This is a genomic window from Eubacterium multiforme, from assembly GCF_030813415.1.
GTDB classification, from domain to species: Bacteria; Bacillota; Clostridia; order Clostridiales; family Clostridiaceae; genus Clostridium; species Clostridium multiforme.
In genome coordinates, this window is sequence record NZ_JAUSUF010000006.1 from 86,086 (window position 1) to 106,367 (window position 20,282).

Here is a 20,282-nt window from a genome sequence, read left to right on the forward strand (position 1 = left end):
ATATTATGGCAAAAACAATATATAAAAAGAAAATAAAAAATGGAAAAGAATATTATTTTTATAGATTAAGGCATAAAAATTTAAAAAATCCTAAAGATATGTATGCTAAGACAGTAAAAGAGCTTGAAAATAAAATAAATCAGCTTAAATACGAACTTGATCACGATATTATTAATAACAAAGAATGTTTTGAAACTTTCTTTACAGATTGGCTCTTTGATGTACATTTTGGTCATTTGAAACCATCAACTAAAGAAAACTATGAAGGCGTTTATAGGATGTACATTAAAGGTAGCTCTTTATCTAAAATAAAAGTTAAAGACTTAAAGCTTATTGATATACAAAAATTTTATAATAACTTAGTGGCTAACGGATGTACTATTATAAGAATAAGAAATATACACAAAATAATAAAACCCTTTATAAGATACTTATTTGCTAATAATATTATTATAAAGGACTTTTCAACCTCTATAATACTACCTAAAGAAGATGAAAAGACAAAATTGACTAGGGAAAATAAAATAGTTCCATTTACACGTGAAGAAGAAAAAACATTCCTTATGGCAATAAAAAACCACCATTTAGAGGCTCTTTTTGTTACTGCTCTATATAGTGGATTAAGACAAGGAGAATTATTTGCTCTTACCTGGAATGATATTGATTTTGAAAACTCTTATATTAATGTGAATAAATCATATAGATATATTGCTGATGTATCTCGTAATGGTAGATCAGGAGGATATGGTAGTGTTCAAACAACTAAAACTCCTAAAAGTATAAGAAAAGTTCCTATACCTAAATTTGTTGTGAATATGCTACTAGAACATAAAAAGAAGCAACTAATACAGAAAATGAAATACAAAGATATATACAAAGATAACAATTTAGTATTTTGTAATAACCTTGGAGCCTATTTAGTTGATAGCACCGTGGCACGCCAATATAAGAATATTTTGAAGAAAAATAATATCCCCGAAAAGAAGTTCCATGATATGAGGCATACATTCGCGACTAGATTATTTGAACTTGGTGAGGACCCTAAAACAGTCCAAGAGCTCTTAGGTCATAGTACAGTTTCAATGACATTAAACACATATACTCATGTCTTAGAATCAGTTAAATTAAAAGCAGTATCAAAATTAGAGGAACTTCACTATGCTTTATAAATAAAAATCCCTCTTTATTCACATCCTTAAATCTATAAGGGGCAAAAAAGAGGGCAAAACTTAAATTATGTAATTACTAATCTATTTAAAGCCTAGTAAATAAGCCGTTTTTCAGAGTTGTTATACTCCTATTCTTCCCAACCTTCTGGAAATTCTGCATTGTGGTAAACTTCTTGAACATCTTCATCATCTTCAAGTAAGTCAAGCATCTTTTGGAACTTCTTAGCATCTGCTTCATTTAATTCTGATGTTGTATCTGGAATCATCTTAACTCCAGCATCTAAGAATTCTAATCCTTGTTCTTCTAAAGCTTCTCTAACTTCACCAAAGCTTGTTGGATCTGTATAAATTACAAATACCTCATCTTCAGCTTGGAAATCTTCTGCTCCAGCATCTAATGCCATCATCATAACTTCTTCTTCATCTAAATCGCCTTTTTCAATAACGATTTCTCCTCTTTCTTGGAACATGAATCCAACACAACCTGTTGTTCCCATGTTTCCGCCGCCCTTTGTAAAGGCACTTCTTACATTACCTGCTGATCTATTTTTATTATCTGTTAAAACTTCAACTATTACTGCAACTCCTGATGGACCATATCCTTCATAAACAATTTTTTCATAGTCTACTGCTGATAATTCTCCAGCTGCTTTCTTTATTGATCTTTGTATAGTATCATTAGGCATATTAGCTGCCTTTGCTTTTGCTATTACGTCTCTAAGTTTAGCATTAGACTCAGGACTTGAACCACCATTCTTTACTGCAACAATTATTTCTTTACCGATTTTTGTAAAAATCTTTCCTCTTTTTGCATCCACTTTACCTTTTTTGGCTTGGATGTTATGCCACTTTGAGTGTCCTGACATGTCTATTCCTCCTTACATTTTTTAAAACTATAAAAATTATACCATAAAATTATATCATATGGTTTTCACTTTATTCAACATATCAATTGTTTATATTTTCTTTACAATTTATAATTAAATTCCTTTAAATAATCTGTTATTTTCTTTAAAGTATATTCCTTCTTCACTTTTTGAAATAATAGCTTTACCATTTGTAGCTTCTGTAACTTCTTTTTCAATTATAGGTAGTATACTTTTTTCTGCATATATATGAATAATAACTTTATCTGTATATTCTGAATCTTCTATATGCCAGTTATTTTGTGAGCAAAGATATTGTATCTTACCAATTAAATCATAATCTATAGTAATTGAAACTTTAAAGCCACAAACTTTTTCTACAACCCCACCAGCTTTAACAGCTATACTAGCTCCCTTTGTATAAGCTCTTGTAAGACCTCCTGCTCCTAAAAGTATTCCTCCAAAATATCTAGTTACAACTACAGCACAATCTGTAATACCTTGCTTTTTCATAACCTCTAATATGGGAATACCTGCTGTTCCCTGTGGTTCTCCATCATCAGAATATCTTTGAATTCCATAATTTTCACCAATAACATAAGCCCAACAATTATGTCTTGCTTGTTTATGCATACTTTTTATTTCATTTACAAAAGCCTTAGCTTCCTCTTCATTTTCAACTCTTTTTGCATATCCTATAAATTCCGATTTTTTTTCTTCAAATCGGTCTTCCCCTCTATCTCTAATGGTTATATATGCCATTTTTCAAATTCCTCCTTAATTATATCAAGTCCTCTTCTTATGTTATCACAATCTGTTTGAGAAAAACCTATCCTAAAGGATCTATCCCCTTCTTTATTATCTCTAAAAAATAATACTCCTGGTGTTATATAAACTTTTCTCTTTTTTAATTTATAAAATAATTCCCTTGAAGATATATTATTATCTTTAATTATAAGATAGTAATTTAACCCACCATCTGGTTTATTAAAGTATACATAATCTGATAATTTTGTCTTTATAATTTCACCCATTAATTCATATCTTCTTTTATATTCAACAGATGAATTTTGAATATTACCTCTCCAATCCTTATTTGCAATATAATATTCAAGAGCTCTTTGCATAAGAGTTGATGTTGTAATATCTGTATTAACCTTAGCCCTTAAAAAATTATCTCTAAATTTTTCTGGCACTATAATATAACCAAGTCTTATTCCTGGTATAAATATTTTTGAAAAACTTTTTATATATATAACCCTATCTTCTGTATCTAAATATTTAAAAGGAACATATTCAAAATCTTCATTATAAATAAGTTCTGATAAATAATCATCTTCTATTATGTAAAAATTATACTTCTTAGCAAGTTCTAATATTTTTTTCTTTTTATCTAAACTATAAGAAATACCTGTTGGATTTTGAAAATAACTCATTGCATAAAAAAGCCTTATTTTATTCTTTTTTAAAATTTCTTCAAAGACTTCAATATTTATTCCATCCTCTTCCATAGGTACTTCAAAAAGATTTGCCCTTCTCCATTTAAAAACTGATAAGGCACCACCATAAGTTGGCTTTTCAATCATTACATTATCATTAATATTAAGAAGTGCTTTAGAGGCTATATCTATACCTTGTTGTGCCCCTGAAACAATAAGTATATCTTCTGGATTAATTTTGCTCTTCCAAAATACATCATTTATAGTTTCTCTTAATGGATCATATCCAAATGTATTTTGAGAAAGCAAAACTTCCTCACCATCTCTATCTAAAACTTTATTTACTATTTCTTTAAAATCTTTTATAGGGAAAAATATTTCTTTTGTTGTTTCTCCAGTAAAATCTATATATTCATAATTATTATTATTTTTAAGCAGCTTAAATGTTTTAGCATAATCTCTTATAAATGGAGAATTTACCTCTTTTTTCTTTGCAAAGGTTCCACTTCCAACCTTTTGATATGCAAATCCTTCATTTTCTAATTTTTTATAACAACTTACAATTGTTACTTTATTAACTCCTAATTCTTCACTAAGACTTCTAATGGTTGGCAATTTTTCTCCATCCATTATTTCTCCACTTTCTATTAATTCTTTAAATCTATTTGCAATTTGAATATATTTTGGAGTTTCATCTTTAAATTGAATTTCCTTTATACTTTTCAAAACATATCACCTTTTATTCTATTCCATATACATTTTCATTAATTATAAAGTTATTATCTTTATCAATGACATCCTTAACTTTATTTTTTATTATTCCCTTTGAAAGAAGTCTTTTTAATATTTGTTCTACCTTTATATTTTTGCCATCCATTCTTTTATCTTTTACTATTTCAGTAGAACTTAAATATTCTTTTGTGTTACTTAATATATCTATTATAACTTTTGCTGCTATTAATAAGTTATCATCTACGTACTTGTCTATATAATCTATTATTTCTATAATATCCTCTTCTTTGGTACCACTAAATAATTTATCATCAATTATACTTTTAAAGGAATCATTTAAATTAATAACCATTCTAATGGAATCTTTACTTATTGTGTATCCATTTAAACTTAAATATAATTTAGAAAAGCTATCTAAGCTTCTTATCATCATTTCATATGCAGTATATATTCTATTTAATTGTATATATTTTTTACATATTTTTATTTCTTTAATAACCTTACTTAAATATTCTAGATTTTCTATATAATTTCCTTCTCCACCATATATAACTCTATTGTAAATTAAATTTATTTCATTATCTCTTGAAAAAACTAATTTTGAAAATTTTAATATCCCTTTTGATATGCCCTTATTTCCTTCATTTTCATAAGAGTATAAAAAATTCTTTTTACTTAATAACTTGGCATGAATAGGAATTCCATTAACTTCTGAATAAACATCTCTCATCTTATGGAAGTCATCTTTATATATAACAAAAAAATCAATATCCGATCCTCTCCAAATATCTCCTGATACCATACTTCCAAAGGTAAATACTGAAATAACATTATTATTTCTTTTGAAATCTTTCATTATATCATTAAAGGCTTTTTGATATTCAATTATCACATTCTTCATTCAATTTTTCCCTCCATAATATTATTACTATCAATTATAACAAAAGTGTTTCAATTGTTAAAATATTATTTAAAATTTATAAATAATAAAGATTCATAAAATATCATAAAGTCTATTTTACGAATCTTTATTTTGTTTCTATAATTTAGTTTAATATATTTATTATATATTCTTTTGTTCTATTAAATGCCTCATCATCAACTTCAACAGTTAATGCAGTTCCATTATCTATATATTCTTCCTTTAATATTCTTCCATTTCTATGAAGGAAGGAAACAACATCACCTTTATCATATGGAATTACATATTCTACTTTCTTTAAATTATAAGGTAACTTCTTTTCTATTTCATCTAATAGTTCCTCTAAATTTATTTCTTTCTTAGCAGAAATTTTAACTATATCATCATAATAATTAATTTCTTCTTCTATTTTATTTAGCTGTTCCTCTGTTGCCTTATCAATTTTATTTAAAACAAGTATTGTTTCTTTATCTATTGCACCAAGTTCTGATAAAACTTCTTCAACAGCTTTTATTTGTTCTAAAGCATCATCACTTGAAGCATCAACTACATGACATAAAAGGTCTGAATAAATAACTTCTTCTAATGTTGATTTAAATGCTTCTACTAAATCATGAGGAAGCTTCCTTACAAATCCAACAGTATCAGTTAAAGTTATAAGTCCTTTATTTTTAAGAACTATTGCCCTTGTTGTAATATCTAATGTAGCAAATAACATATCTGCTTCAAAAACTTCTTCCTTATTTCTATTATCCTTTGAAGCTGCTATATTACATAATGCATTTCTTAAAGTTGATTTTCCTGCATTAGTGTATCCAACAAGTGAAACTTTAGGAATGCTTTCCTTGTTTCTCTTTTCCCTTTGAACTTCTCTTGTTTTCTTTATCTTTTTAAGTTCTTGATTTAAATCATAAATTGTTTCTCTTATATGTCTTCTATCTGTTTCTAATTTCTTTTCTCCAGGTCCTCTAGTTCCTATTCCTCCACCTGTTCTTGAAAGTATTGTACCAAGTCCTTGAAGTCTACTTAATCTATATTTAAGCTGAGCTAACTCAACTTGAATTTTAGCTTCCTTACTTTTAGCTCTTCTTGCAAAGATTTCTAGTATTAAAGTTGTTCTATCAATAACCTTAGCTCCTATTGCATTTTCAAGGTTTCTAACTTGAGAGCCTGATAATTCATCATCAAATATAATTACATTTGCTCTCTCTGTTTGTCTTAAATGAGCTATCTCAAGTACCTTTCCTTTTCCTATATAAAAGGCTGCATCTATTTTATTTCTTCCTTGATAAACCTTTGTTAAAACGGGAATATCACAGGCCTTTGTAAGTTCTTCAAGTTCATCTAAACTTTCCCTTGTATCTGAACCAACTAATATAGCCCTTTCTCCCTCATCTTCTACAACATCATTTTCTTTAACAAGATCTTCAATATATCTAACTTTATCTATTATATTTATTGACATTAATTGTTCAAAGGATAAATTATTAGTTTCTTCATATACTAAGTTATTGTTATATACCATTAAAGTAGCTATTGAAAAATCTATTATTTTTCCTTCATATATACCAATTGCAATTATACTATCTAATTTAAGCTTTATAAGAGCTGTCAAATCAAGAGCTGAAAGATTACTTAATCCATTTGGATGAGTATGAATAACTCTAATTCCTGAAAGTCTCTTTTCATTAATGTCTAAAACAGGTAGTTCTACTGATGTTGAATCTCCTATGGCAACTGATGTTACCTTACCTTTTCTATCTATAGCTACACTAATTTCTCTCTCTATTTGGGAAGAAAGTCTTGTTATTGTTTCAATAATTTCAATATTACAAGCTTCTTGTTTTTGTGTTTTTATACTATAAAGTCCATCTAATTCTGAAAGAACAGAATTTCTAATTCCTTCTGTATTACCTTGTATCATTTAATCACCCTCTTTTAAATATCTATTGGTTAATTTGACTATAATTCTATACTAATAAAGATTAGTTGTAAACTGTGGCAAATTAAATTTACACTTGATTTTTCTTTAATTATACAGTATTTTTATTAGTAAAGAATACGATTTTTATTTTACTTGGAGGTTTTATTAATGGAAGGAAAAAAACGTAATATTTTATTCTCAGAGGAGCAAATTCAAAAAAGAATAGCTGAACTTGGAAAAGAAATAACAGAGGATTATAAAGATAGAAATCTTTATGTTTTATCTTTATTAAGAGGAAGCTTTATATATGCAGCTGATTTAGTTAGATACATAGATACAAAAGTTAAAATTGGTTTTATGACTACTTCAAGCTACGGACACAATGAATCAAGTTCTGGAACAGTTCAAGTTGTAAATGATATTCCAGACAATATAGAAGGATATGATGTTCTAATAGTTGACGATATAGTCGATAGCGGCATAACTATGGACTTTGTTGTTAATCACGTAAAGAAATTAGGTGCTAAGTCAGTTGAAACTTGTGTATTATTAGACAAACCTTCAAGAAGAAAAGTTGACATTACTCCTAATTATTGTTGCTTTGAAATTGAAGATTTATTCGTGGTAGGATATGGTCTAAATTACGGAGACTACTACAGAAATGTTCCTTATGTTTTTAATTGGGAATGCTAAAATATAAAAATTTACTTTAAGCAAAAATAAAGTGACAAAGGATTAAAATCCTTTGTCACTTTTATTTTTTAAAATCTATAGCCGTATCTGGTATTTCTCCAACTACTATTGTCTCTGATAAAGGAATTTGAGTATTTACCTCAATTTCCCTATTATACATAGGTATAATTATTTTGATTCTTCCCTTTACATTTAAATATATTTTATGTCTAGTTTGATTAATTCCTGCACTTTCAAAAATAGTTTCATAGCTAGTTTCTATATTTCCAATAGGTTCCATTTCTATATTTATATTTGGTCCTAAATTATAATAAATACTCTTATCTGTTATCCAACCTAAAGGAACCTCTATCCCCTTTTTTCCAAGCTCATCTAATTCATTATTAGATCTTATTGATATCTCACTAGTAATTTTATTTAGTAAAAATGTATTTGCCTTTATTAAATTTATTTTATTATTTTTATCTTTATCTATTATTACTATATCATTATTTGCTACTTCTTCATCAAAAACTTCTATACTTATTTTGTTTATTGTTTTTATAGTTTCTGCTCTCATAGTTGTCTCTGCTATTGATACTACTGATGGCATAACCTTTTTATCAAAAATAATTAATAATAGATTAAAAAAAATAAATATGGTTATAATAACAATTACAACAGATTTATATGTTTTTTTTCGCATTTTTGTATAATATTTCATATAACACCTTTTTTATTGAGTTATTGATTTACTCATATTATAATTATGCTATAATGGATAAAAATATTATTCATTAATTTTAAGAGATTGGGAGGAAGAAATGGCAGATAAAAAAGAGTCAAAAAAAGATACAAACATAAAAAATAGCCAAGCTTCAAAAACTAAAGAAAAAAAAACTAAAAAGAAGAAAATATTAAAATGGATTGGACTTAGTGTTTTATTTGCGTTTTTAGCAATAGCTGTAATAAGCGTAGGATATATAGTTGCTATAGTAAAGAACACGCCGCCTATTGATGTAAATAAAGTAGTTAATGTAGATCAAACCCTTCAAGCTTACGATAATAAAGATCAATTTTTAGCATCTCTTCATGGAAAGGAAGATACTCAAAAATCCACTTCTGATAAAATACCTAAAAATTTAAAAAATGCAATAGTTTCAATAGAGGACGAAAGATTTTATGATCATAATGGTATTGATGTCAAAAGAATATTAGGTGCAGTAGCTAATGATGCTATATATGTGGTAACTGGGAAAGGTGGACTTCAAGGTGCCTCTACTATTACTCAACAATTAGTTAAAAATACAATATTAACTAACAAACAAACTATTGAAAGAAAAGTTAGTGAAATGTATCTTTCATTAGAACTTGAAAAAATGCTTACAAAAGATGAAATACTAACTGCTTACCTAAATCACTTTCCTGTAGGGGGAATTGCTTATGGTGCACAAGCAGGTGCTAGAATGTATTTTGGTACTGATGTAGAAAATTTAAATCTTATACAATGTGCTTATCTTGCAGGAGTTACTCAAGCACCTTCAACTTATAGTGCTTATAATCCTAATAATGAAAAAGACCCTAGCATTTATATAAATAGAACTAAAACTGTATTATCAAAAATGCTAGAACATAAATATATAACTCAAAATCAATATGATAAAGCAATAAAAGATTTAGATGACGGAAAACTTAAATTCAAAAAATCTCAAAAGGATTACAAACTTCCATATGAAGATTTTATTTATGCAGCTGTAGATCAAGTAAAAAATGATTTAAAAGCAAAATATAAATATAGTGATGAACAAGTAGAAAACTTAGTTTTAACTGGTGGACTTAAAGTTTATACAACAATGGATAAAAGTTTACAAGATTATACTAAAAAAGTTTTAAATAATTATAGTAATTTCAATATTCCTGGTGGTGATAAGCTAGATAAAGATGGTGTACCATTACTTCAAGCTTCAGCTACAGTTACAGATTATAGAAATGGTAAAGTTTTAGCCCTAGTTGGTGGAAGAGGCGATCAAGGTGCTCGTTCTTTAAATAGAGCTTACGACTCATTAAGATCTATAGGTTCTTCAACAAAACCTTTTACTGTTTATGGACCTGCAATAGATACTAAAAAGTTAACAGCAGCTTCAGTTATAGATGATGCCCCTATTCCAAAATCAATATCAACTTATAACCCTAAAAACTCACCAGATCATTACAGAGGATTATTATCTTTAAGAGAATCATTAAAATACTCAAGTAATGTTGGTTCAGCTTTAACTCAGCTAAAGGTTGGAGATGCTACTTCTCTTTCTTATGGTGAAAAATTTGGGCTTAAATATTCTAATGAATCTAAAAATATATCTACTTATGCATTAGGTGAATTTGCCAATAGTCCTAAAGATCCAGATGGTGGTAATACATTTATAATGGCTTCTGCTGTAGGAACTTTTGGTAATGATGGTATTTATGTAAAACCTAGATTATATACAAAGGTTGTAGATGAAAATGGAAAAGTAATTTTAGATAATACTAAACAAGATAAAAAAATTCTTTCACCTCAAGCAGCTTATATTGTTTACGATATGATGAAGGGACCTCTTTCATATAATGCTGGTCCTGCAAAATTTGGTGCTATGCCAGTTGCAGGTAAAACTGGTACTACTTCCTATGGTAAAGATTACTGGTTCGTTGGATTAACACCTCATTTAAGTGGTGCTGTATGGGTTGGATATGATAATCAAAAACCAATTAAAGGTGGTGGATCAGGAATTACAACTGCTAACCTTTGGGGAAAAATTATGAGAAAAGCAAATGAAGGTTTAAGTACAGCTGATATTAAAAAACCTTCTGGTATTGTTGAAGTTCCTATATGTATGGATTCAGGATTATTACCTACTGATTTATGTAGACATGACCCTAGAGGAAATAGAATACGTACTGAAATGTTCATAGATGGAACTCAACCAACAAATTACTGTGAAACTCATGTAAGTGCAGCAGTTAACAAGTTAAACGGAAAACTTGCAAATGATAATACACCTAAATCATTAATAGAAAATAAGGTGTTTATTAAAAAAGATTATACAAATTCTAAAACAGAGGATTATAAATATGTTCTTCCAACATCTACTGATAATATGACTTCAGTACCAGAAACTGAAGATAAAAAAGACAAAGATAAGGATAAAGATAAAAACAAAGACAAAGATAAAGATAAGCAAGAATCTAACAACAATGAAAATACAAATAATTCTAACGACGCTAAACCAGATAGATAAAATAATTAATTAAATTTTAAAGAACCATTTTAATAAAATGGTTCTTTTTACATTTATATATGAATTTTCGTAGTCAACTTCCTGCACAGCATTTTATATATTACACTTTTTTCATTGTTTTAAACGACAAAATACGTCTTTATGAATAAATCGAAATTAGTTCTTGCAATTTTCATATTTCTATTATAAAATATAATAAATTGTTACATAACATAATTAAGGGAGGGGTAATATTTTGAAAGTATTAAATGATATAATTTTACAGTTTAACAATGTTTTGTGGACTTATGTATTAATAGCTATGTTATTAATTTTAGGTGTTTATTTCAGTTTTAAAACTAAATTTGTACAATTTAGATACATTAAAGAAATGTTTAGATTGTTAGGAGATGGATTTTCATCAGAAAAAAAGAAGGGGCATATTTCTTCTTTCCAAGCATTTTGTATTAGTACAGCTTCAAGAGTTGGTACTGGAAACTTAGCTGGTATAGCTATTGCTATTTCACTAGGTGGTCCTGGTGCAATATTTTGGATGTGGCTAATTGCACTTATTGGTGCAGCTTCAAGTTTTATAGAATCAACTTTGGCACAAATTTATAAAGAGAAAAATGCAGATGGTTCCTTTAGAGGAGGTCCTGCTTATTATATGGAAAAGGGATTAAAGAAAAGATGGATGGGTGTTATATTCTCAATACTTATTACAATAGCTTTCGGTCTAATCTTTAATTCAGTTCAATCAAACACTATCACATTAGCATTTAATGATGCCTTTGGTGTAGACAGATTAATTGTTGGTGCTATATTAACTTTAATAACTCTTTTTGTAATATTCGGTGGAGTTCATAGAGTTGCAAAAGTTTCAGAAGTTATAGTACCTATAATGGCATTAACTTATATTGCAGTTGCCGTATTTATATTATTAATTAATATTACAGAGGTTCCTTCAGTAATAAAATTAATTTTTGAAAATGCCTTTGGATTTAAAGAAATTGCAGGTGGTACATTAGGTGGTGCTATGCTTATGGGAATTAAAAGAGGGTTATTCTCAAATGAAGCTGGTATGGGTAGTGCTCCAAATGCTGCTGCTACTGCTACAGTATCTCATCCTGTTAAACAAGGACTTATTCAAACTTTAGGAGTTTTTACAGATACTATAATAATTTGTAGCTGTACTGCTTTTATAATTCTTTTATCAGGTGTTGATTATACTAATCGTTCAATTACAGGAATACAACTTACTCAAAAAGCACTAAGTGCTCAAGTTGGTCCTTGGGGAAATAGTTTTATAGCAATTTGTATTCTTCTATTTGCCTTTAGTTCTATAGTTGGTAACTACTATTATGGAGAATCAAATATTGAATTCTTAACTAAAAAGAAATCTTATGTATTTATATATAGAATTCTTGTTGTAGCTATGGTGTTCTTTGGTTCAATTGCTGAAATTCAAATTGTTTGGAATTTAGCTGATGTATTTATGGGACTTATGGCTGTTGTAAACTTAATTGCTATAACAATGCTTAGTAAACAAGCATTTGCAGCATTAAGAGATTACTCAGAACAAAAAAAATCAGGAATAAAAGAACCTTTATTTAAAGCTTCTTCAATACCAGGTTTAAAAAACGTTTCAGAATGGAATTAATTATAAATAAAAAAATAGCAGATTAAAATCTGCTATTTTTTTATTCTACTTTTGTTTTCTTTACTGTATTACTAAATGCATTTATTAATTTTCCTGAATCAGAAGATATAAAATAAATCATGTTTTCCTTATCATTTGAAACATTAACTACATAAGCTAGCTCTGATTTATTTAAAACTTCCTTTTTATTGCAAAATGCCAAATAGGACTTTCCTTTAATTTTTCCGCCACTACTAACATTTTTAAATAACTTTAAGGCTGTTTCTTCTGCTTTTTCCTTTGAAATATTTATCTTTATATCATTATGATTATCATCTTTAGTTTTATTTACATATCCTTGTAATTTCCCATTATTTTTATTTATGTTTATAATTACTTCCTCTGAATAATAAGGATATCCATCCTCATACTTTGAAAAAATTATTGAATAAAAAGGTGATTCATCCTTTAAATCATTTCTATTTACTTCTTTTACTCTATAATCCCCACTACATATTTTTGATAAATATTCCTTTGCAATCCCTTCTCCTTCTTCTGGAGTTACGTTGATAACATTATTAACTTTCATTTTATCTGCAAAACTAATTACATCAAAATTTTTATTTAAATCAATTCTGTAGTTATTACTTATTAGAGAATAAGTTTCATTTTCTTTATCTGTTCCTGTTTTCTCTTCCATTTGGAACTTTATATGTTCATTGTTTTTTTCAATCATATTTTCACTTTGCAACTTTTTTATAAATTTATTTGCTGCAACAATTTGTTTTCTTCCTGGTCCATAGTAATTATATAAAATAATAGGTATCGTTATCAAAAGTATTATTACTATTAAGATACTTACATATCTTCTTTTTTGGTCTTTCATAAATCCCCTCCTATATTAAAAGATAACACCTAATTATACATATTAATTTTACACTATATCTTTAATTTATGAAATACTATATCAAATAATTGTATACTTTTTAAATAGTTTAATCAATATATTAACATTGGTTTAATTAACCTTATTTGTCTTGTCCTTCCTCTCTTCATTATAGTATAATGAAGCTAACAAATTTATCAAATTTTTATTATTTTAGGAGGTTATTGTATGAATTTATCAAAATTAATAGAACAAAAAAGAAAACAAAAAGCTAGACAAGCACAAAAGAAAACTGCTAAAACATTAGCTACAGGCGCTACAGTAGGTGTTATTGCAGGAGCTTTAAGCGGTATATTACTTGCACCTAAATCAGGAAAAGAAACAAGAGATGATTTAAAAGATGCTGCTAAGGATGTTAATGAAAAACTTAAAAGCAAAGCAAATGTAGCTTCAGCTAATTGTAAAAACAATATATTAGATGCTAAATCAAAAATTAAAGAATATTTAGATAGTAAAAAGCTTAATAACAAAGATGTTACAGAAGACCCTGAAGAAAAAGAAACTGAAGAAGATACTAAAGAAACTGTTGCTGAAAAAGTAGAAAATTCAGAGGATAATAAATAATGTATATTAGTGTTGTTGGATTGTTTTGGTTTATTGTAGGAATATTAGGTGCAGTTGCATTAGTATTTTTAATAATATGCTTATTAAAACTTTCAAACCTTTTAACTAAAGTAGATTCTCTTTTAGATGAAAACAAAAAAAATCTTAATTCTACTTTATCAAATGTTAATGATATAACAGAAAATGTTAAAGATATAAGTGATGTAGCAACAGAAGCAACTGCTGATGTTATAGTTGCAAAGGAAAATATAACAAACCAACTAAATACAGTTAAAGATATAATTACTATTATTGCAAATGTATTTTTAAAAAAGTAAGTGGAAATATAAATATTTCCACTTACTTTTTTAATCCTATTTCATAGGCTAACTTTTCTTCTAAATCGTTACCACCTATTTTTTTAATTAAATTTAAATATAACTCTAATGTTCCCATTATATTTGTACTTAACATTAATTTACCATTATCAGTATAATTCCTTTTTACTAATCTAAAATCAGTTTTTTCTACATTTACCCCTTCAATCCATTCTCCATAAGGGACTAGTACTCCACTTAATTCACTACAACTTGCTAAATAATATATACCTTCATTAATAGCACATATAAAATCACAATCATCATAACATTTTAATATACAATTAGTGATTTTTTTCTTGCTATCTTCTAAAATCATATTTTTACCACCAGGGACTATTAAAACATTAGGCTTTTCAACTTTATTATCATCTAATACTAAGGATATATTTTTGCTTATTTTAAAATTATTATCAATATTTATTCCATAAACATTAAATAGAGTTTTTCCTAAAATAAAATTTGCTTTTTCAAAGAGTTCCTTTGCCATAGTATAATCATTCATATTCATATTTTTTATCATTAATATTCCTATATTGGTTTTTGTTCCTTTATCAAAATTTAAAAACTCTTCCTTTGTAATTCTCATAGTAGTTTTTCCACTAAATTTTCTAACTTCTTCAAATCCTATCTTTTGAGCAACCTTTTCACCTTCAATAGTTAATACGTTATCCATTAACATATCTCCACCAAATTCTAAAAAGTAATATTCAAGTAAAAGTCTTACTGCTTCTTCTCCATATCCTCTATTTCTATAATTTGAATGAATCTTAACATTGAATCTTGCAATTTTAGTGGCAGAATCGTATCCATGAAAACTAACTTCTCCTATTGCTTTATCTTTATTATCATATACTAAGCAATAAAAATTTTTGCCATCTGTTGGATTAACCATCTTTTTATAAAACATTTCCCATTTATTTTGCGAAAAATTAAATACTCCCCCAATATCTTTCATTGTTTCTTCATCATTCCAAAGTTGTTGAACAAATTTTAATTCATCATATTCAGGCTGTTTTATATATACTTTTTTTCCGTTTCTTCTATATAATCCTTCTCTTAGCTTCATTATAATCACCTTTTATTAAAATTTCACCCTTCTCTATTTTTCAGCTTTCTTTTATTATATCAAATTTTTATTACTTTTTTATGTATTAACTATTTTTTTATTTATTATAAATTTTTATTAACATTCCATCGTTAATCTCTGCCAACTTTTTCAATTTATTCACTTATTTTTAAAATATTTAGTATTACTAAACTTTTTTTCACCTTTTATTAAACTCTTTTTATCAATTTTCCTATATAGCTCCCTAACACCAACGAATTACATAATAATTTTTTTAAATTTTTTTATTAAATATATTGATTTTTTTCTCTTTAATCATTATAATTATTCTTGTTTGTTTAGTAATCTTAAACTTTATGTTTAGTAAAAGTTATATTTATTATAGAAATGGTGGTGTGAAGACATGGAAATCGGAGATAAGATTAGAAGTATTAGAATTGCTAAGGGGCTTACCCAAGAAGAGTTAGCTAATAGATGTGAATTGTCTAAAGGCTTTATATCTCAAGTTGAAAATGATTTGACTTCCCCATCTATAGCTACTTTAGTAGATATTTTAGAAATTTTAGGAACTAATTTGACTGAATTCTTCAGTGAAAAAGGGGAAGAAAGAATAACATATAAAAGCGATGATATGTTTGAAACTGAAGATGAAGATTTAGGATACAGTTTAAAATGGTTAGTACCAAGTGCTCAAAAAAATGACATGGAACCAATTATGTTAACATTAGAGCCTAATGGTAAGTATATTGAGGAAGAACCTCATGAGGGAGAAGAATTTGGATTTGTTTTAAATGGAAGTATAATTCTTCATTTAGGTGATAAAAGCTATAAAGTAAAAAAAGGAGAAAGTTTTTATTTTAAGCCAAAATCAAATCACTACCTTTCAAATTCTGGGAAAACTATAGCCAAAGTTATATGGATAAGTACTCCCCCATCATTTTAATATTTTATTTTTAAATTCTAGAAAGAGGTGTTTTATTATGAAGGATAATATTTTAATGCTAAAAGGTATAAGTAAAAAATATGGAGATAATGAGGTTTTAAAAGATCTTGACCTTAATATAAAGAAAAATGAATTTTTAACGCTTTTAGGACCAAGTGGTTGTGGTAAAACAACTACTTTAAAAATTATTGCAGGATTTGAAACTGCTGATTCAGGTAAGGTAATTTTTGATGAAAAAGATATGGCAAGCTTACCTTCTCATAAGAGGCCTGTAAATACAGTTTTCCAAAAATACGCTTTATTTCCTCATATGAATGTTTATGAGAATATAGCTTTTGGACTAAAAATTAAAAAAACACCTAAAAATATAATTAAAGAAAAAGTAACAGAAATGCTTAAGTTAGTTGCCCTTAGTGGATTTGAAAAAAGAAGTATTGATTCTTTAAGTGGTGGACAACAACAAAGAGTTGCAATTGCAAGAGCTCTAGTTAATGAACCTGAAGTTTTACTTTTAGATGAGCCTTTAGGTGCATTAGATTTAAAGCTTAGAAAAGAAATGCAAATTGAACTTAAGAAAATTCAACAAAGATTAGGAATAACATTTATATTTGTAACTCACGATCAAGAGGAAGCCTTAACTATGTCAGATACAATTGTTGTAATGAATAAAGGAATTATTCAACAAATGGGTACTCCACAAGATATTTACAATGAACCTTCAAATGCTTTTGTTGCAGATTTCATTGGAGAAAGTAACATAGTTGATGGTATTATGCATGATGATTTTGAAACTGAATTTTTAGGAAGAACATTTGAAAGTGTTGATAAAGGATTTAAAAAGGATGAACCTGTTGATATAGTTATTAGACCTGAAGATATAAAAATGGTTAAAGCAGATGAAGGAATGCTTAAGGCAAAAGTTATTTCTGTTATATTTAAGGGTGTTCATTATGAAATTGAAATTGAAATTGAAAATTATCCTAAAAGATGGATTATTCATAATACAAAATCAGCTGAAATTGGATCCATCATTGGAATAGACATATATCCTGAAGATATTCATGTAATGAAAAAGGTGACTTGCGATGAACAATAAAAAAAGCAGTTTAGCTGCTTATCCATATATTATATGGAGCGCTTTATTCATAGTAGTTCCATTATTAATGATTTTGTTTTTTAGTTTAACAACAGATTCAGGATCAGGTTATCAATTTTCTTTTGAAAATTTCAAAAGACTTATGAACCCACAATATATTAAAATATTTAGTCGTTCTATTTATTTAGCACTTATTTCAACAGCTGTTTGTTTAATTATCGGCTATCCAGTTGCATATATTATTTCAAAAATGCCAGAGAGTAAACGTAATTTACTTATTATGCTGTTTATATTACCAATGTGGATGAATTTCTTATTAAGAACATATGCATGGTTACCTATACTAGGTAAAAATGGTATAATAAATACTTTTTTAGGGAACTTTGGAATATCACCAATTCAGTTTCTTTATACAAATGGTGCAATATTGCTTGGTATGATATATAACTTTTTACCATTTATGATACTGCCAATTTATACAGTTTTATCTAAAATGGATCAAAACTTAATAAATGCAGCCTCTGACCTTGGTGCAAATAAAAAAGAAATATTTACAAAGGTTATATTTCCACTAAGTCTTCCTGGTGTTATATCAGGAATAACTATGGTATTTATGCCAGCAGTTTCAACTTTCGTTATTTCAAGACTTTTAGGTGGTGGAAAGGAAATGTTAATTGGTAATGTTATAGAACAACAATTTACAACTATGAGTGATTGGCACTTTGGTTCAGCATTAGCAATAATACTAATGATTTTAATATTAATTTCTATGGCCTTAATGTCAAAATTTGATGGAGATGAAAATGAAGGTGGTGGAAACTTATGGTAAATAGATTTTATGAATTTATTAAAAGATTTTATCTTGCAATAATTTTTATATTTTTATATGCTCCTATTGTTACTTTAATGGTTTTCTCATTTAACAATTCAAAATCAATGGGAAAATGGAGTGGATTTACTTTTAAATGGTATGGAGAACTTCTTCATAATGATACTTTAATGGAAGCTCTTTACTATACTATTTTAATAGCTCTTATTGCTTCTGTTGTTGCAACTATTGTAGGAACTATTACTGCAATTGGTATTCATAATATGAAGAAGAAAAGAAGAGCCTTATTATTAAGTATAAATAATTTACCTATTATAAATCCAGATATAGTTACTGGTGTTGCTTTAATGAGTTTATTTATATTTTTAAAATTTGATTTTGGATTTAAGACAATGTTACTTGCACATATATCCTTTGATATACCTTACGTAATACTTTCAGTACTTCCAAAACTTAAGCAACTTCCAGATAACACTATTGAAGCTGCTATGGACCTTGGTGCTACTCCTTGGTATGCTTTAAGAAAAGTTATAATTCCTCAAATTAAGCCAGGTATATTTGCAGGATTTTTAATGGCTTTTACAATGTCAATTGATGATTTTGTAATTAGTTTCTTCACAACAGGACCTGGAGTAACAAATCTTTCAATTGAGATTTATTCTATGGCAAGACGTGGTATTAAACCTGAAATTAATGCACTTTCTACATTAATGTTTGTAACAGTACTTGCACTACTATTAATAGTAAATAAGAAGAAAAAAGCTGAGGTGAACTAGATGAAAAAATTTAAAGTTTTAGCTGCTATAGCTTTAAGCATAACTGTAATAATTGGTTTAATTACAGGTTGTTCTAAAGATAAAACTAATGAAGCCTCAAATCAGTTAAATATATACAATTGGGGAGATTATATTGATCCAAATTTAATTACTAAATTTGAAAAAGAAACTGGTATAAAGGTTACTTATAACACTTATGATACTAATGAAACAATGTATTCAAAAATTAAAGATGGCTCTAGTAATTATGATTTAATAGTTCCATCTGATTACATGGCAGAAAAGATGATAAAAGAAAATCTTCTTGAAAAAATAGATTATAAAGAGATACCAAATTATAAATATATAGGTAAAGATTTTAAACATCTTCCTTATGATCCAAATGATGAGTATTCTGTGCCATATATGTGGGGTACTATTGGTATAGTTTATAATCCTGATATAGTAAAAAAACCTGTAGATAGTTGGAATATACTTTGGGATAAAGATTATAAGGGACAAATTGCAATGTTTGACTCTGTTAGAGATGCTATGGCAATTTCATTAAAAAGACTTGGTTATTCTATGAATTCAACAAATCCAGCTCAAATTGATGCAGCTGCTAATGAATTAATAAAAGAAAAACCTTTAGTTCAAGCTTATATGGTTGATGAAGTTAAAGATGCTATGATAAGTGGAGAAATTGCAATTGCACCTGTTTGGTCAGGAGATGCTGCGTATATAATGAATGAAAATCCTAAAATAAAATATGTTGTTCCAAAGGAAGGAACAAATAAATGGTTTGATTGCCTTGCTATTCCAAAGGGAGCTAAGCATAAAAAAGAAGCGGAAAAATTTATAAACTTTTTATGCAATCCAGAAAATGCTCTTACAAATGTTGAATATATAGGTTACCAAACTCCAAATACAGAAACTTTTAAAATGCTTCCAGAAGATGTTCAAAAACAATATCCAACTAAAAAAGAACTAAAAAATACAGAAGTATTTACAGATTTAAATCATAAAGCATTACAAGACTATAATGATGCATGGATTAAAGTCCGTTCATAAAAAAAAGCAATCAAGAATTTACTTGATTGCTTTTTT

At 27.4% G+C, this 20,282-nt stretch carries 19 protein-coding genes; 11 read left to right on the forward strand and 8 right to left on the reverse strand.

Annotation, left to right across the window (positions count from 1 at the left end; all coding sequences use genetic code 11):
• Positions 1-5 precede the first annotated feature (5 nt).
• Positions 6-1,169 (forward strand): tyrosine-type recombinase/integrase, encoded by a 1,164-nt coding sequence (locus J2S18_RS09860; RefSeq protein ID WP_307486410.1) that lies wholly within the window; start codon positions 6-8, stop codon positions 1,167-1,169.
• 128 nt (positions 1,170-1,297) lie between these two features.
• Here the strand turns inward: J2S18_RS09860 and J2S18_RS09865 are convergent, their stop codons facing one another.
• The 5 genes from J2S18_RS09865 to hflX form a co-directional block, all read right to left on the reverse strand.
• Positions 1,298-2,035 (reverse strand): YebC/PmpR family DNA-binding transcriptional regulator, encoded by a 738-nt coding sequence (locus tag J2S18_RS09865; RefSeq protein ID WP_307486412.1) that lies wholly within the window; start codon positions 2,033-2,035, stop codon positions 1,298-1,300.
• Between the two features lie 114 nt (positions 2,036-2,149).
• A complete protein-coding gene (locus J2S18_RS09870; protein ID WP_307486414.1) occupies positions 2,150-2,797 on the reverse strand; it encodes a YigZ family protein in 648 nt (215 codons plus the stop codon).
• On the reverse strand, positions 2,785-4,200 hold the full coding sequence (locus tag J2S18_RS09875; protein WP_307486417.1) for an aminotransferase-like domain-containing protein: 1,416 nt from the start codon (positions 4,198-4,200) through the stop codon (positions 2,785-2,787). Before J2S18_RS09875 ends, J2S18_RS09870 begins: the two co-directional genes overlap by 13 nt.
• Before the next feature lie 13 nt (positions 4,201-4,213).
• Positions 4,214-5,107: a nucleotidyltransferase domain-containing protein gene (locus tag J2S18_RS09880; protein ID WP_307486420.1), complete on the reverse strand. Its 894-nt coding sequence runs from the start codon at positions 5,105-5,107 to the stop codon at positions 4,214-4,216.
• A gap of 145 nt (positions 5,108-5,252) precedes the next feature.
• Complete coding sequence (gene hflX / locus J2S18_RS09885; protein ID WP_307486424.1) at positions 5,253-7,052, reverse strand: GTPase HflX; 1,800 nt, start codon at positions 7,050-7,052, stop codon at positions 5,253-5,255.
• 168 nt (positions 7,053-7,220) lie between these two features.
• Here hflX and hpt point away from each other — a divergent pair, with 168 nt between their 5' ends.
• A complete protein-coding gene (gene hpt / locus J2S18_RS09890; protein ID WP_307486426.1) occupies positions 7,221-7,745 on the forward strand; it encodes a hypoxanthine phosphoribosyltransferase in 525 nt (174 codons plus the stop codon).
• Positions 7,746-7,806: 61 nt separating this feature from the next.
• Here hpt and yunB read toward each other — a convergent pair whose 3' ends face one another.
• Positions 7,807-8,448: a sporulation protein YunB gene (gene yunB, locus J2S18_RS09895; RefSeq protein WP_307486428.1), complete on the reverse strand. Its 642-nt coding sequence runs from the start codon at positions 8,446-8,448 to the stop codon at positions 7,807-7,809.
• A 100-nt stretch (positions 8,449-8,548) separates the two neighbouring features.
• Here yunB and J2S18_RS09900 point away from each other — a divergent pair, with 100 nt between their 5' ends.
• Positions 8,549-10,999, forward strand: a complete 2,451-nt coding sequence (locus tag J2S18_RS09900) for a transglycosylase domain-containing protein (protein ID WP_307486430.1) — start codon at positions 8,549-8,551, stop codon at positions 10,997-10,999.
• A 235-nt stretch (positions 11,000-11,234) separates the two neighbouring features.
• Positions 11,235-12,638 (forward strand): alanine/glycine:cation symporter family protein, encoded by a 1,404-nt coding sequence (locus tag J2S18_RS09905; RefSeq protein WP_307486433.1) that lies wholly within the window; start codon positions 11,235-11,237, stop codon positions 12,636-12,638.
• A 40-nt stretch (positions 12,639-12,678) separates the two neighbouring features.
• Here the strand turns inward: J2S18_RS09905 and J2S18_RS09910 are convergent, their stop codons facing one another.
• Positions 12,679-13,503 carry a hypothetical protein gene (locus J2S18_RS09910; RefSeq protein ID WP_307486436.1) on the reverse strand — a complete coding sequence of 275 codons (825 nt, stop codon included), beginning with the start codon at positions 13,501-13,503 and terminating at the stop codon, positions 12,679-12,681.
• A gap of 228 nt (positions 13,504-13,731) precedes the next feature.
• On the opposite strand from J2S18_RS09910, the gene J2S18_RS09915 reads away from it, so the two are divergent.
• Positions 13,732-14,127 carry a YtxH domain-containing protein gene (locus tag J2S18_RS09915; protein WP_307486439.1) on the forward strand — a complete coding sequence of 132 codons (396 nt, stop codon included), beginning with the start codon at positions 13,732-13,734 and terminating at the stop codon, positions 14,125-14,127.
• The gene (locus J2S18_RS09920) at positions 14,127-14,444 is read left to right on the forward strand and encodes a hypothetical protein (RefSeq protein WP_307486441.1); all 318 of its coding nucleotides are present in this window, start codon (positions 14,127-14,129) and stop codon (positions 14,442-14,444) included. The genes J2S18_RS09915 and J2S18_RS09920 overlap by 1 nt, the downstream gene beginning before the upstream one ends.
• A 22-nt stretch (positions 14,445-14,466) precedes the next feature.
• On the opposite strand, the gene J2S18_RS09925 is transcribed toward J2S18_RS09920, so the two are convergent.
• Positions 14,467-15,552, reverse strand: coding sequence for a GNAT family N-acetyltransferase (locus tag J2S18_RS09925; protein ID WP_307486444.1), 1,086 nt, complete (start codon positions 15,550-15,552; stop codon positions 14,467-14,469).
• Positions 15,553-15,955: 403 nt separating this feature from the next.
• Between J2S18_RS09925 and J2S18_RS09930 the strand changes: the two genes are divergently transcribed.
• Genes J2S18_RS09930 through J2S18_RS09950 form a run of 5 tightly spaced genes read left to right on the forward strand, consistent with a single transcriptional unit; the run spans position 15,956 to position 20,246 of the window.
• Entirely contained in the window at positions 15,956-16,495 is a 540-nt protein-coding gene (locus J2S18_RS09930) for a helix-turn-helix domain-containing protein (protein WP_307486447.1), read from the forward strand.
• Positions 16,496-16,532: 37 nt separating this feature from the next.
• The gene (potA, locus tag J2S18_RS09935; RefSeq protein WP_307486450.1) at positions 16,533-17,591 is read left to right on the forward strand and encodes a spermidine/putrescine ABC transporter ATP-binding protein; all 1,059 of its coding nucleotides are present in this window, start codon (positions 16,533-16,535) and stop codon (positions 17,589-17,591) included.
• Positions 17,581-18,420: an ABC transporter permease gene (locus tag J2S18_RS09940; RefSeq protein ID WP_307486452.1), complete on the forward strand. Its 840-nt coding sequence runs from the start codon at positions 17,581-17,583 to the stop codon at positions 18,418-18,420. Before potA ends, J2S18_RS09940 begins: the two co-directional genes overlap by 11 nt.
• Positions 18,414-19,196, forward strand: coding sequence for an ABC transporter permease (locus J2S18_RS09945; protein WP_307486455.1), 783 nt, complete (start codon positions 18,414-18,416; stop codon positions 19,194-19,196). Before J2S18_RS09940 ends, J2S18_RS09945 begins: the two co-directional genes overlap by 7 nt.
• The gene (locus J2S18_RS09950) at positions 19,197-20,246 is read left to right on the forward strand and encodes an ABC transporter substrate-binding protein (protein WP_307486457.1); all 1,050 of its coding nucleotides are present in this window, start codon (positions 19,197-19,199) and stop codon (positions 20,244-20,246) included.
• Positions 20,247-20,282 lie beyond the last annotated feature (36 nt).